This window comes from Amycolatopsis sp. NBC_00348 (assembly GCF_036114655.1).
In the GTDB taxonomy this organism is placed as follows: Bacteria; Actinomycetota; Actinomycetes; order Mycobacteriales; family Pseudonocardiaceae; genus Amycolatopsis.
In genome coordinates, this window is record NZ_CP107994.1 from 1,017,402 (window position 1) to 1,030,667 (window position 13,266).

Here is a 13,266-nt window from a genome sequence, read left to right on the forward strand (position 1 = left end):
CGCGCCCTGCCCGAACTCGCCGTCGCCGCCGCGGCGACGGTCGCGGGCCTGTGGGGCTACTTCGCGTTCTTCCTCGACGGCGACGTCGACAGCCAGGGCACCGGTGTGGCGATCCTGCTGGGTGCCTACGCCGTCAACGGCCTGCTCCAGGTGTTGCTGGCCGTGTACGTCCGCGCGGACCTTTCACCGCGCGGGAAACTGGTGTGCGACATCGACTCCTGGTCGTCGCGGGACGGCGGGCCCACCGGCCGGCAGGCGGCACTCGCGTGGTTCGGCCCGGTGGCGGCCGGGCTCGTGGTGATGCTGGTGGCCACTCCGGCGTCGACGCCCTCTCTCGACGAGGACTTCGGCATCCACACGTCGATCGTGCTGCTGACCCTGCTCGGCTCGGCGGCCGTGCTGCTGGGTGCCTTGGTGTGGCCGTTCGCGGTCCTGCCCCTGACGGCCCTGGCCGGCGTGCTCCTGCCGGGACCGGCGTGGCCGTCGCGGGTGGAGATCCTCACCCGCTCGTGGCTGCTGCCCGTGACGGTCGGCTTCGGCACGGTCATGACCTTCGGGGGTGACATCAACGGCTCGGACCTCGGGTACTGGCTCGTCGACGACTTCGGCCTGCCGGTCACCCCCGCCGCGTTCCTGGCGGTGCTCTCGGTCGCCGCGATCGTCGCGCTGATCGTCGGCCACCAGCGGGCTAGGGCACGGCGAGCACGATCTTGCCCCGCCGCGGCCCGGCCACCGCGTGCGCCGCGGCCGCTTCGGCCAGCGGGAACACCGCCTGCACCGGCACGTGGAAGCGGCCTTCCCCGAACAGCGCGGCAGCCCGCGCGAGACCGTGCCGCCCGTCCGGCTGACCGCCGAGCGCGCCGACCGAAACGCGGACGCCGTGCTCGGGGCCGCTGAAGTCGGCGAGCGTGACCACCTTCGACGGCGTTCCGGTCAGCTCGATCAGCTCCGGCAGTGATCCCTTTCCAGCGACGTCGAGAGCCGCGTCGACCGGCCCGGTGACGCGTTCGCGCAGGCCGGGGCCGTAGTCGACGGGCTCCGCGCCCAGCTCGGCGAGGAAGTCGCGGTTCTCCGGGGCGCCGGTGCCGAGCACCCGCGCGCCGCGGGCCAGGGCCAGGCCGACGGCGAGGCTGCCGACCCCGCCGGTCGCGCCGTCGATCAGCAGGGTCGAACCCGGGCCGACGGCCAGAAGGTCGAGCGCGCGGGTCGCCGTCTCGACGCCGGACGCGGCGCCACCGGCCTGCTCCCACGGCATCGACGGCGGTTTCGGCGCCCAGAACGCGAGGACCGCGAACTCGGCGCTCGCCCCGCCGAGGCGGGTGACGTCGACCGCGCCGAACACCTCGTCGCCGATCCCGGGACCTTCGTCGACGACGCCCGCCGCGTCCACGCCGGGGATGTGCGGCAAGGCGATGGGCGAGCGCGACTTCCCGGCGCGGATCGCCAGGTCGACGGGCGAGACTCCGGCCGTCCGCACGCGGATCCGGACCTCGCCCGGGCCGGCGTGCGGCTCCGGCAGCGCACCGACGGACAGGACCCCGGGCGGGCCGAACCGCTCGAAGAAGGCTGCGAACACGATCACTCCTCGTCTCGGGACGTCTGCGCCTACGGTAGGAGTGAGCAGGGGTGACGAGCGGGAAGTGAGAGCCGTGCGGGACGAATCGACTCGGATGCGCCGGGTGGACGCCGAACACAACCGGCGTCACCTGGTGACGGTCGCGCACGCGGCGTTCGCGCGGGACGGCGCGGACCTGCCGGTGCGCGAGATCGCCCGGCGCGCGGGGCTGGCCCCGGCGACGGTCCACCGGCACTTCCCGTCCCGCGACGACCTCCTCGCCGCCGTGCTCGCCGGCCAGGTCGAGCGGTGCGCGCAGCAGCTGCGGGCCGCGCTGGCCGACCCGGACAGCCGCCGCGCGCTGACCCGGACGTTCCACCGCTTCGGCGAATGGCAGGTCCAGGAGCGCGGCCTCGTCGAGGCCCTGGGCGGCCCGGCGTTCGCCGACCGCCGCCGCGAGCACGCCGAGGCGTTCGGCCGGCTGGTCGAGCGGGCCCGCGACGAAGGCGTGCTGCGCCCCCGCGTCTCGGTCGACGACGCGCGCGTCGCGCTGATGGCGATCACGTCGGCGCGGACGACGTCGGTGGCGCGGCAGTTGACGGGGGTGTTGCTGACGGGCCTGCTCGCCGGCTAGCTCCCGGGGAACTGTCGGTGCCCTTCGGTAGCGTGGAAAACGGGGGCTGCTCAGTCCGGTGGTTCCGGAAAGCCGGTGCGTCGGCCTAGCCCTCGGTGAGGACGCCCGCTTCGGAAGTCCGTTGGTACAGAACGAAACGCCCGTCGCGGACCTTGCTGACGAGACCCGCGCGGTGCAGGGCGCTGAGGTGGTAGGACACCGTGCCCGGGGTGTAGCCGATCCGGGTGGCCAGCTCCGCGGTCGACCGGGCGGTCTCGAGGTCCGCCAGCAGCGCCGCGCGGGCGACGCCCACCACCCGCGCGATCGTGGCCGGCTTGCGGTCGCGGCCGGCGCCGACCCGGTGGGCCGGGTAGTAGAGCACGACCTGGCCGGGCACGTCGACCTGGATGACGGCGCCGGGCCAGCCGAGAACGCTGGGTGCGAGGACCAGATCCCGGCCCGCGACGTCGATTTCGCCCTCCCACCGCGCGTCGAAGGTGATCGCGTCGCCCGTCCAGCCGATGTCGGGGTGCAGGGTGGCGAGCACCCGGCCGACGCCGTGGCCGACGAGGGTCTGCGCGCGGTGGGCGATGTCCTGGTCGATGATCGAGCGCAGCTCGGGCCAGCCGTCGGACAGGGCGTCGCGCCAGAACCGGGCCAGCCCCGCGGCGAGGCGGTGCTGCATCCGGCCCGACTCCGCGATCCGGCGGATCGCGGTGGGGAGCGGTCGGCTCCAGTGGGCCCGGGTGCCGTCGAGGATCTGGAACTCGAGGTCGTCCTGCGCCGTCGCCTCGATCCGGGCGAGCTGCTCGTCGAGCAGCTCACGCGGCCCGGTGCCCGCGCCCGGCTGCGGCGTGAGCAGGTCGGGGGTGTAGCCGTCACCGCCCCGCGGCAGCAGCTCCGCGAGCAGGGCGACGTCCGGGTGGGCGAGCGACGCGCGGGCGAGCGGCCCGGGATCCCCGAAGACCGCGTGCCGCCCCGAGCCGGCGACGAGCTTCAGCCACGCCACGGACTCCGACGCCGGTGACGGCGACAGGCGGGTCCGGGACACCGTCTCGGCGTCGACCCGCAGCGTGAACACCGGATCGACGGTAGCAGCGGGCGCGGCGGATTTGAACCGGCTCGAATGCTTTCCGGTTCCGCGCTCCCGCCGGGTTGGGTGATGGGGGTGTGGCGAATCCTCTGGCCGGTGCTCGCGCTGCTTCCCGTGACGCCGGTTCCCCCGACGCCCCCGTGCGGGCCGTCGCTGACCTGGCAGCCGGTCGCGGTCCGCCGGATCGGCGCGCCCTGCCGTCCCACGCCGCAGGGGTGTATCCGGCGGATCGAGGTGACGACGGTGGTCTTCGTGGTGTCCGGTTTCGGCCACCCCGTTCCCCCGGCCGGCCCTGGCGCGTCCCCGGTGACCCGGGCGACGATGGCCGTCCGCGATCAGCGATCCGAGGGGGATTCGTGAACGAGTTCAGACACGCGCTCACATCGGCGTTCGGCACCGGACCGGCCGCTGTTCCCGGCCTGACGGTCGACCGGCTCGACGGCCGGCGCACAGCCGAGCCGGGGGCGGTGAGGATGTGCGTCGCGTGCTTCGGAGACACCTCGGTCAGTCCCTGCAAGGATGAGCTGCCGCCGATCTCACGGTGACCGATCCGCCCGGTCCGCTGGTCGGGTTCAAGCGTCACCTGAGCGTCACCGTGGTGCCCGGCGACGCGGTGTACGTGGTGTCCGAGGACGACGCCACGGCCTTGCGCGGGCCGCACCTGGAGTCGCTGGTCCCGTTGCTCGACGGCACCCGGGACTTCGCGGCGCTGCGCCGCGCGCTGCCCGCCGACGTCCCCTCCGACGAGGCCGCCGGGGTCCTCGATGACCTCGCCGAAGCGGGGCTGATCGCCCTGCGGCAGCCCGGCACGGACCCGGCCTACTGGGACGCGGCGGGCGCCGCCGGTGGCCAGGGCGGCCGGATCGCGTTGCGGGGAGCGGACCCCGACTCCGCGGCCGCGGCCGCCTTGCGGGCAGCCGGGCTCGAGATCGACGGGGCCGCGGACCTGTCCGTGGTGCTGTGCGACGACTACCTCGCCGCTCATCTGTCCGATGTGGACGCCGAGCACCGCGCGCTGGGCCGGCCGTGGCTGCCGGCCAAGACCGTCGGCGCGCGGCTGTGGATCGGCCCGTTCTTCACGCCGGGGGACGGTCCGTGCTGGCACTGCCTCGCCACGCGGTTGTGGGGCAACCGTCCCGCCGAGGCGCACGTGCGCGACACGCTGGGGCTGGCCGGTCCGCTGCCGCGGCCGGCGGTGGCGTTCGCCCCGCTCACCGCGGTCGCGCTCAACCTGGTGGCGCTGGAGGCGGCCAAGTGGCTCGCCGGGCTGCGGTACCCGGGCCAGCGGACGCTGTGGACGTTCGACAGCCGCGATCTGACCGGCGAACGGCACGCCGTGCGCGCCCGGCCGCAGTGCCGCTCCTGCGGCCGGCCCGACCTGGTGCGGGAGCGGACGCGCCGGCCCGTGCGGCTGGAGTCCCGGCCCAAGGCCCACCTCGCTGGGGGCGGGCACCGGTCCCGGCCGCCGGAAGAGGTCCTCGCCGCCTACCGGCACCTGATCAGCCCGGTGACCGGCGTCGTCAAGGAGCTTCGCCGTGACACGCGGGGCCCGGCCCTGTTCGCCTCGTACCTCGCCGGCCCCAACGTCGCGCTGGGCCGCCGCGGCGCCGAGGGGCTGCGCACGGCGCTGCGGAGTGAGAACGGCGGCAAGGGCGTCACCCCGATCGAGGCCGAGGTGGGCGCGCTGTGCGAGGCCCTCGAACGCCACAGCGGCCACCACGACGGTGACGAGGAACGGGTGCGGGGCAGCTTCCGCGCGCTCGGCGCCGCGGCCGTGCACCCCGGCACCTGCCTGCTGTTCCACGAACGCCAGATCGACGGCGACCCGTTCGACGAGGACGCCGTCCTCGACTGGACGCCGGTGTGGTCGCCGACCCGCGGCGAGCACCGGTTGTTCCCGGCCGCGCTGCTGTACTTCGGCGGGCCCGCCGGCCCGGTGTTCGCCGACTCCAACGGCAACGCCGCCGGCAGTAGCCTGGAGGACGCGACGCTGCAGGGGATGCTGGAGGTCGTGGAACGCGACGCCGTCGCGCTGTGGTGGTACAACCGCACGCGGCAGCCCGGGGTCGACCTGGCCGCGTTCGGCGATCCCTGGCTCGCCGAGCTGCGGGCGGCCTACGCCGGCCTGGGGCGCGAGCTGTGGGTGCTCGACGTGACGTCCGACCTGGGCGTGCCGGTGATGGCCGCGGTCTCCCGGCGCACCGGCGGGCTACTCGAGGAGATCGCGTTCGGCTTCGGTGCGCACCTCGATCCGGCCGTCGCGCTGCGGCGCGCGCTCACCGAGCTGAACCAGCTGCTGCCCGCGATCCCCGACGGCTCGCGCTGGTCGCGGGAGGCCACGGTGGCGAACCAGCCGTACCTGGTGCCCGATCCGGCGAGCGCCGCGCTCGGCCCCGGCGACTACGGCTACACCTACACGTCCGACCTGCTGGCGGACGTGCGATCACTGCAGGACCGGCTGGAACGCGCCGGGCTGGAGGTGTTCCTGCTCGACCAGACGCGCCCGGACATCGGCCTGCCCGTGGTGAAGGTGATCGTGCCCGGCATGCGGGGCTTCCGGCCGCGGTTCGCGCCCGGCCGGCTCTACGACGTCCCCGTGCGGCTCGGCCGGGTGACCGAGCCCACGGCGTACGACGACCTCAACCCGATGCCTATCTTCCTTTAACACTGCCCGTCGGCGAGGACCCAGTAGCCCGACGACGTCTCGCGCAGCGCGTGGACCGTGAAGGTGTTCCACAGGCCCATCGCCTGGTTGGAGCCGTTCGCGTAGGTCTGGCCGCTGCTCTGGTGCGCGCGGCCCGCCTGGGTGTGGGCGTAGTTGCTGGCCGACACGCAGGCACCTGACGGCGGCGGGGTGGTGGTCGTCGTCGGAGTCGTGGTCGGGGGTGGTGTGGTGCCGCCGGATCCCTTGTCCAGCCCGAAGAACACGCCCGTGTAGTAGCTGGAGCAGATCCCGGCGAGGAAGTACGCGCCGGTGCTGCCGCACTGCGTCGTGCCGGTGCCGGGGTCGACCGCGGTGCCGTGGCCCATGCCCGCGATCGAGTACAGCTGGACCTTGTCGCCGTAGGCCGTCAACGTCGTGCCGCCCGGCAGGGACTGGGTGCTCGTCGGCGTCTGGGAGAGGCCGTGCACCGCGGTCCACTGGTCGCGCAGCTCGGTGCCGTTGACCGGGTAGACGGTGTAGTCGCCGGTGCCCTGCCAGATCGCGACGCGCGGCCACGGCCCGCCGTAGCCCGGGAACTGCGCCGTGACGCGCGAGGCCCACTGCGCCGGCGTCAGGTTCTGGTTGTTCTGCTGGCAGTTCGTGGCCTGAGTGACGCTGGTGGCGCACTGCGCGGGCAGCCCGGCGTTGATGCCGCCGCCGGCGAAGACGTCCGGGTAGGCGGCCAGGAGGTCGGCCGTCATGCCGCCGCCCGCCGACAGGCCCGTGACGAACACGCGGGAGCGGTCCGAGCCGTGGTCGCCGATCGCCTTGTCCACCATGGACTTGACGGACGCGGCCTCGCCGTTGCCCCGGGTGTCGTCCGCGGTGCCGAACCAGTTGAAGCACTTCAGCGAGTTGTTCGCGGTGGACTGCTGCGGGAACACCACCTCGAAGCGCCACCGGTCGGCCAGCGCGGGCCAGCCGGAGTGGGCGTAGTAGTCCGACGCGCTCTGCGTGCAGCCGTGCAGCGCCACGACGACCGGGCGCCCGGTTTCGAGGCCGCTGGGGGTGTAGGTGTACATCGCCAGCGCGCCCGGGTTGGCGCCGAACGACGAGATCTGGACGAGGGACGCGGTGGGTGGGTCGGCGGCCGCCACCCCGACGGTGGTGAGCACGGCGGCGGTGATCGCGGCGAGCCCGGCGAAAGCGAGTTTGCGCATGGGGATTCCTTCTCGGCGTTGAGAGGGTTTCCGACGACGTTAGGTCGGCCGCGACGGCCTGACCATGTGGCCGCGCACCACATCGGCGCGGGGATTCATGGTGGCGGCCCGGGTGGTTCCCGGCGTCCGGGCACGCTTGGGTTCGGTTCACCCGAGACCGGAGGTGGACCGTGCGCGGTTGGCTTGCTGTGGTGCTGGTTTCCGTTCTGGCGACGGCGGTGCCCGCACCGGCGTCCGCCGCGAGTGCGCGGGTCTTCGTGCCCGGCGCCGAAAAGCAGGTCGCCGTCCGCCTGGACGACCTGACGACGACCGGCACGCTCGCGTCCGGTCACACCGTCGAGGCGGACTGGGCCGGGCTGACGTCGGCGGGCCTGCCGGTGCCCGGCCGGGTGCCCGGCGTCCAGGTCGACGGCTACTTCCCGGACACGTCGGCGACGAACACCAACCACGGCTGGAACCACGACGCGCAGTTCGTGCTGCGCCTGCCGGACCACTGGAACGGCGGCCTGGTGGTGTCCGGCTCGCCCGGGACGCGGCGGCAGTACGCGAACGACCGCGCGATCGGCGACCAGGTGCTGGCCGAGGGCTACGCGTTCGCCGCGACCGACAAGGGCAACACTGGCGCCGCGTTCTACGACGACGGCGTCCGGCCGGGGGATGCGCCGGCCGAGTGGAACACGCGCGTCACCCAGCTGACCCTGGCCGCGAAGGCGGCCGCGCTGCTGCACTACGGCCGGCCGCCGGCTCGGACGCTGGCCGCCGGGCTGTCGAACGGCGGCTACCTGGTGCGGTGGCAGCTGGAGAACCGGGCGTGGCTCTACGACGGCGGCGTCGACTGGGAGGGGACGCTCTGGCGCGCCGACGGGCCGAACCTGTTCACGTTCCTGCCGCCCGCGATGCGGGCTTATCCCGCCTACGCGGCGGGTTCCGCGGCCGCCCACCAGTCCATTCTGGACGCCGGGTTCGCGCCGGGGTCGGAGTTCCTGTGGGACTACCACTACCGCGTCTACTGGGACCTGACCCAGCGGATCTACCGGGAAGAGATCGACCCGTCGTTCGACGGCGCGCTCGCGGCGGGCGTCCCGTTCTGCGCGAGCGGGACGCCGTCGTGCGACGCGGACTACGCGTACGCGTCCCGGCCCGCGCCGGTGGCCCGTGCGGTGGAGCGGATCTCGCTGACCGGCCGGATCGGCAAACCGCTGCTCACCCTGCACGGCACCCTGGACACGCTGCTGCCGATCACCCGCGACTCGGACGCCTATGACCGGCTGATCACCGACGCGGGCCGCGGCGCGCTCCACCGCTACTACCGGATCGACGGCGGCAACCACGTCGACGGCCTGGTCGACCAGTTCCCCGCGTTGCTGCGGCCGCTGGGCCCGTGCTTCCGGACGGCGTTCGACGCGCTGGCCGGCTGGCTGCGCGGGGTGCGCCCGCCGGCGTCGGCGACGATCGCCCGGTCCGCCGGAGCGACCCCGGCCGAGCTGGCCCGCGCCTGCTCGCTCGGCTGACGATCGCCGACAGCCCCACAGTCCGTGAATGCCACATCGAGGGACATAGTGTCCCTCGATGTGGCATTCACGGACGTGAACGAGAGCCCGGCCTGTCCCTCCGCCGGGTGATCTCGAACTCCGGCGGCTGCGGTGCCGCCGGCCGGCGGCGGTGCGGAATTCGCATTCCGGGTAGCCTGCCGCGACGCCGTGCGCCTGCCATGGGAAAGAAAAGTGAACCGGATCGGACTCGTGCGCGTACTACCTGGTGAGGGGCTTGGTCCAGCCATCGCAAAATCGCTCTGACCAGCCGTTTCACCGCCCGGACGGGCGACCCCGTTCGGCCGCTTGCGGGACCGTTGTACGTCGTTCATGATAGGCATCGGGGTCCGCGAACAATCGATTACGTCGAATATCCAGGTGCCGCGCATGCTTCGGAAGAACCGTCCGTCCGGAAGTGAACCTCATGCTGCTACCCGTCGCCGGGGCCGCCTGATGGCCGCGGATCTGCCCGGCCTCGCGATCGTCGCCGGGCTGCTGCTGCCGGTGCTCGCCGCCGCGGCTTGGGCGATCGTGCTCGAACGCCGTCCGCGTCCCGGCCCGGCCGAGCCGGAACCCGAACCCGACTGGACCGTGGCCGGCATCCAGGCCCGCCTCCGGTTCGAGCAGGCCGCCCGCCGGTTCGCCGAGGCGGGCACGATCGCGCTCCCGACCCTGCCGATCCCCGAGCAGCTCGGCCGCGACTCCTCACCCGACCGCCTCCCGTGGCGGCTGCCCCGCACGATCCCGCCACCCCGCCCGTCGTCGGGAGCCTTCTCGGCCTCGGCCGCCATCCCAGTCTCGCGGTTCGCGTTCGCACCCCCGGACAACGACCTGATGCGCCGCATCCTGGACGGCCTCCGCAAGATGGACTGACCCGGCTCGATGCCCTGAAGGGCACCCTCAGGGACTGCACGTCCCTGAGGGTGCCCTTCAGGACATTCGAACCCCAGCCGAGCGCCGCGGCGGGCCCGGAAGGCGACGCCGCGCTGCGTCACCACCACCGCCGTAGGGTGACCGGGTGGTCACCGGCGGCAGCTTCCTGAACGGACCCGAGCCGCCGTCGCGCGGGGTGGGGTTCGTGGCGGCCTGCTGGGTGCTGGTCCTCGCCGGGTTGCTGTTCGCGCTCCTGTTCGGCGCCGCCGGGGCCATGAGCAGTGACTCGTGCCGCCCGGACGAGGTGACCTTCGTCTGCAGTCCTTCCGGGCAGGGTGTCCTCTTCTGGCTTCCCCTCGCCGGGTGGCTCGTCTCGATCGTGGTCGCCTGGGGGACGGTCGTGAAACTCGACCGGACGCCTTGGCTCGGTCTCGCCGCCGGTGTGGTGCTCTACGCGGTCGTCATCGGGGTCGAATGGCTGGTCGTCACGGGCTGAGGGCGGCGGGGGAGTCCGCGTCCGGGATCAGCAGCCGGGCCGTGCCCGTGCCGTCCGCCGGGACCGACCACACGTCCGAGTGGCCCGGGCCGCGGGGGATGCCGTACCCGATCGTGTGGTTGTCCAGCCAGGCCGGCTGGTCGTCCACGCTGCGGGTCTCCGCCAGCGGCGTCACCGCCGAACGGGTCAGGTCCAGGACCGACAGGCGCCAGCCCTTCGCGGGGTCGGCGTCGATCGCGGACTTGAACGCCACCCGCGTGCCGTCCGGGGAGAGTGACGGGCACTCGACGTTCTCGCGCAGCGTGCGGATCGTGTGGGCCGCGAAGTCGCCCGTGACCAGGTAGCGGTGGCCGGCCGTGGACATCGTCGCGTAGAAGTGGCGGTCGTCGCGGGTGAACGTCACGCCCCAGAAGTTGAGGTCGGCGGCCTGGTACGGCCGGCCGTCGAGCGTCACCGCGTAGTCCTCCAGCGTGCCCGCCAGGTCGCCGGTCGCCGTGTCGAGGATGCCGGCGCGCGTCGAGAACATCCCGCCGTTGTACGAGTCGCCCGTGACGAACACCGTCCACGCCAGCATCCGGCCGCTCGCCGACACCCGCGCCCGGTTCGGCAGCCCGACCAGCGGGATCTCCCGCTGGGACGCGAGCCGCGCGTCGAGGACCACCAGCTGGTAGGTGGTCAGGTCGCCGTCCGGGCGCAGGCAGAGCCCGGTGCCGCCGGCCGCGTACACCCGGGCGCACGACAGCGGCGACACCGTCCGCGCGCCGCCGGGGTCGGTGGCCGCCACGGTGGCGACGTGCCCGCGGTCGGCGTCCGCGGTGCTCCGGAACAGCAGCCGCGGCCCGGGCGTGAGGCTGACCGCACCGGTCGCGGTGACGTCGTGGTTGCGCGCGCTCGCGAACCCGACGTACGCGACGGCCACCCCGGCCAGCACGAGCACCCCGGCGAGGGCGATCAGGATCCGCGCCTTCACGCAGGCCTCCGCGGGGACAGGACCACGAACGTGACGCCGATCGCGACCACCGCCGCGCCGGCCGCGACGCCGATCGCGAGCTCGGCGCCCCAGAACTGCCAGGCCAGTCCGAAAAGGACGGACGAGGCGAAGTACGCAAGCGCTTGCGCCGTCTGCACCAGCGAAATCCCGGTCGTGCGCAACGCTTCCGGCAGCAGCGGCCCGGCCAGCGCCATGAGCACGCCGTCGGTCGCCGCGTAGAACGCGCCGTACAACGCCAGGGCCAGCGCGAACAGCGGCCAGCCGGACACCGGCCCGGCCAGCAGCAGGTAGACGACGGCGAGCGCGCCGTACCCGCCGAGCACCACCGGCAGCCGCCCGATCCGGTCGGCCAGCGCGCCCAGCGGCGCCGCGAGCAGCAGGTAGCTGAGGTTCGTGCCGACGGCGAGCAGCGGGAACCAGCCGGTCGCGACGTCCTCCTTGTGCTGCAGCAGCAGGTAGACGAAGCCGTCGCCGACGGTCGCCAGCCCGAGCACGCACGCCGCGACCAGCAGCCGCCGGACGCCGCGACCGCGCAGTAGCGCCAGCGCCGCGCGAGGTGACACCGCGGCGGCCGTTCGCGGGGTCCGGCGATCGCGCACGAACAACACCAGCAGCAGCACGCCGATCGCGGCGATGCAGAAGCTCACGACGAACACCGCGTCGAACGCCTCGGGGTTCGTGGCCCCGACCGCCGCGAGGACGCCGAGCGCGACCAGCGGCCCGGCGAACGCGCCCACGCTGTCCATCGCGCGGTGCACGCCGAACGCCCGGCCGAGCAGCGGTTCGGGCGCCGACAACGTGATCAGCGCGTCGCGGGGCGCCGTCCGCAGGCCCTTGCCGGTGCGGTCGAGGGTGATCACGGCGCCGATCGCCGTCGCCGACGCCCCGGCCGCGAGCAGGCCGAGCTTCATCACCGCGGACAGCGCGTAACCCACCCCGGCCACGGCCTTGCGCCGCCGCACCCGGTCCGCGACGTAGCCGCCGACCAGCCGCAGCAACGCCGTCGCGCCGGTGTAGAGGCCGTCGAACAGGCCGTACGCCGCCGGGCTCAGGTGCAGGCCGAGCACCAGGTAGACCGGCAGGATCGCGGTGACCATCTCCGAGGAGACGTCGGTGACGAGGCTGACGGCGCCGAGCGCGAAGACGTTCGCGCCGACCGCCGAGAGCGTGCGCCGCGACCCCGTCGCGGCGTGCTCGCGGCGGCCGATGGTGGAGAGGTACACGCGGTTACTGCCAGACGTCGAGGATCGGCGACTTGCTCGCGGCGCCGCCGATGCCGGGCAGGCCGTAGGACGCCTCGATCGTGCGCAGCACCGTGTAGTGGTTGATCGATTCGCTGTAGCTGCCGACCTTGACGTGCGCGCCGGTGAACGACGTGAAGATCTGGTTGACCGACGTGCCGCTGTCCTCGTCGAAGGTGGTGATCAGCAGGCTGTTGTGCGTCTTGGCCCACTGCGCGTACGCGTCGAGGTTGTTCTTCAGCCAGGTGTCGCCGGTGCCGACGGCGCAGTCGTGCATGTCGGAGCACATGTTCGGCGTCACGAAGGCGACCGTCGGCAGCTGGGTGAAGTCGGTGGGAAAGCTCGTGTAGCGCACGTTGCTCGCCGCCGGGACGTTGCTGAAGTCCACCCAGCTGTTGTGCTTGCGCATGTAGGTGCCGCTGGAGCAGCCGGTGTAGCCGTCCGAGGGCATCGACTCGGAGTAGCCCTTGAACGTCTTACCGGCGCCGATCAGCTGCTGGCCCAGGTTGTCCTTGGCCCCCAGGTTGGCCGGGCAGCTGTCGCTGGTGACGCCCTGCGTCGCGCCGGAGAACAGCGCGACGTAGTTGGGCTGGCTCGGGTGCGTGATCGCGAACGAGTTCGTGAACTTCGCGCTCTGCGACGCGAGGGTGTTGAAGTAGGGCGCGCTGGAACTGCCGTTGATCGACGAGTACTTCTTGTTCTCGAACATCACCAGGACGACGTGGTCGAACGCGGGCACGCTCGCGGCCGTCGGCTCGACGGTGGGGTCGGCCGCCCGGGTGACGACGGCCGCCGTGACGGCGCCGGTCGTGACGAGGGCGGCCGCGGCGAACACGGCGAAGATCCGCCTGCGGATCATGGGTCCTCCAGCGCTGGAGCGGCCGGCCCGGCCGCGGGCTTCGTGGTGGGAGCGCCTCATGGTGCCGAGAGCAGGGAGCCGGTGCGTGCCGTGCTGCGGTCCAGCGCGTGAACACCGGGAAACCACCGTCGGACAAGAGAAAGAGTGGG

At 73.4% G+C, this 13,266-nt stretch carries 12 protein-coding genes; 6 read left to right on the top strand and 6 right to left on the bottom strand.

Features of this window, described 5'->3' with window-relative positions; genetic code table 11:
• Positions 1–688: 688 nt before the first annotated feature.
• Positions 689–1,576, bottom strand: coding sequence for an NADP-dependent oxidoreductase (locus OHS58_RS04895; RefSeq protein WP_328647278.1), 888 nt, complete (start codon positions 1,574–1,576; stop codon positions 689–691).
• A 94-nt stretch (positions 1,577–1,670) separates the two neighbouring features.
• On the opposite strand from OHS58_RS04895, the gene OHS58_RS04900 reads away from it, so the two are divergent.
• Entirely contained in the window at positions 1,671–2,189 is a 519-nt protein-coding gene (locus OHS58_RS04900) for a TetR/AcrR family transcriptional regulator (protein WP_442792342.1), read from the top strand.
• A gap of 85 nt (positions 2,190–2,274) precedes the next feature.
• Here OHS58_RS04900 and OHS58_RS04905 read toward each other — a convergent pair whose 3' ends face one another.
• Positions 2,275–3,249: a DUF5937 family protein gene (locus tag OHS58_RS04905; protein WP_328647279.1), complete on the bottom strand. Its 975-nt coding sequence runs from the start codon at positions 3,247–3,249 to the stop codon at positions 2,275–2,277.
• Between the two features lie 81 nt (positions 3,250–3,330).
• Between OHS58_RS04905 and OHS58_RS04910 the strand changes: the two genes are divergently transcribed.
• Positions 3,331–3,621 (top strand): hypothetical protein, encoded by a 291-nt coding sequence (locus tag OHS58_RS04910; protein WP_326952125.1) that lies wholly within the window; start codon positions 3,331–3,333, stop codon positions 3,619–3,621.
• Positions 3,622–3,802: 181 nt separating this feature from the next.
• The gene (locus tag OHS58_RS04915; protein WP_328647280.1) at positions 3,803–5,926 is read left to right on the top strand and encodes a TOMM precursor leader peptide-binding protein; all 2,124 of its coding nucleotides are present in this window, start codon (positions 3,803–3,805) and stop codon (positions 5,924–5,926) included.
• Here the strand turns inward: OHS58_RS04915 and OHS58_RS04920 are convergent.
• Positions 5,923–7,125 carry an extracellular catalytic domain type 1 short-chain-length polyhydroxyalkanoate depolymerase gene (locus OHS58_RS04920; protein WP_328647281.1) on the bottom strand — a complete coding sequence of 401 codons (1,203 nt, stop codon included), beginning with the start codon at positions 7,123–7,125 and terminating at the stop codon, positions 5,923–5,925. The genes OHS58_RS04915 and OHS58_RS04920 overlap by 4 nt on opposite strands.
• A 188-nt stretch (positions 7,126–7,313) precedes the next feature.
• On the opposite strand from OHS58_RS04920, the gene OHS58_RS04925 reads away from it, so the two are divergent.
• From OHS58_RS04925 to OHS58_RS04935, 3 genes are all read left to right on the top strand, one after another.
• Positions 7,314–8,636 (top strand): tannase/feruloyl esterase family alpha/beta hydrolase, encoded by a 1,323-nt coding sequence (locus OHS58_RS04925; RefSeq protein ID WP_328649770.1) that lies wholly within the window; start codon positions 7,314–7,316, stop codon positions 8,634–8,636.
• Between the two features lie 474 nt (positions 8,637–9,110).
• Positions 9,111–9,530, top strand: a complete 420-nt coding sequence (locus OHS58_RS04930; RefSeq protein WP_326951096.1) for a hypothetical protein — start codon at positions 9,111–9,113, stop codon at positions 9,528–9,530.
• A 145-nt stretch (positions 9,531–9,675) separates the two neighbouring features.
• Entirely contained in the window at positions 9,676–10,026 is a 351-nt protein-coding gene (locus tag OHS58_RS04935; RefSeq protein ID WP_328647282.1) for a hypothetical protein, read from the top strand.
• On the opposite strand, the gene OHS58_RS04940 is transcribed toward OHS58_RS04935, so the two are convergent.
• From OHS58_RS04940 to OHS58_RS04950, 3 genes are read right to left on the bottom strand one after another with little or no spacing between them, the layout of a single operon-like run.
• Complete coding sequence (locus tag OHS58_RS04940; protein WP_328647283.1) at positions 10,016–10,996, bottom strand: TolB family protein; 981 nt, start codon at positions 10,994–10,996, stop codon at positions 10,016–10,018. The two genes, OHS58_RS04935 and OHS58_RS04940, sit on opposite strands and share 11 nt — an antisense overlap.
• On the bottom strand, positions 10,993–12,240 hold the full coding sequence (locus OHS58_RS04945) for an MFS transporter (protein WP_328647284.1): 1,248 nt from the start codon (positions 12,238–12,240) through the stop codon (positions 10,993–10,995). The genes OHS58_RS04940 and OHS58_RS04945 overlap by 4 nt, the downstream gene beginning before the upstream one ends.
• A 4-nt stretch (positions 12,241–12,244) precedes the next feature.
• Entirely contained in the window at positions 12,245–13,117 is an 873-nt protein-coding gene (locus OHS58_RS04950) for an alkaline phosphatase family protein (RefSeq protein ID WP_328647285.1), read from the bottom strand.
• Positions 13,118–13,266 lie beyond the last annotated feature (149 nt).